General features: G+C 65.0%; 1 protein-coding gene. It reads right to left on the bottom strand.

What is annotated here, in order from left to right; translation table 11 throughout:
• The coding region (locus E5162_RS14210; RefSeq protein ID WP_194088098.1) for a substrate binding domain-containing protein at window positions 1–346 on the bottom strand (346 nt) is incomplete at both ends.

Here is a 346-nt window from a genome sequence, read left to right as displayed (position 1 = left end):
GTAGCGCCACTGGTTGGGCGCGGGCTTGTTGCGGTCGATGATGCACAGATGGCGCGACAGATCGTCGGGGTGCACGGTGGCACCGTGCTCGCCGAGATAGTCCGGACTGGCGAGCGTGGTCATGCAGGCGCCCGCGAGGCGTTTGGCAATCAGCGAGGAGTCGGTGAGATGACCGATGCGCACACCCAGATCATAGCCCTCGTCCACCAGATCGACCATGCGATCGGCAAGCTCCAGCCGGATTTCCACTTCGGGACATTTCGCCCTGAAGGCCGTGACCGGTTCGATCAGACGCGCCGCGCCGAAATCGACCGGTGCCGCGACACGCAGCAAGCCGGCAGCCTTG

Source organism: Marinicauda pacifica, assembly GCF_004793635.1.
GTDB classification, from domain to species: Bacteria; Pseudomonadota; Alphaproteobacteria; order Caulobacterales; family Maricaulaceae; genus Marinicauda; species Marinicauda pacifica.
This window is presented reverse-complemented; position numbering and strand designations above follow the sequence as displayed.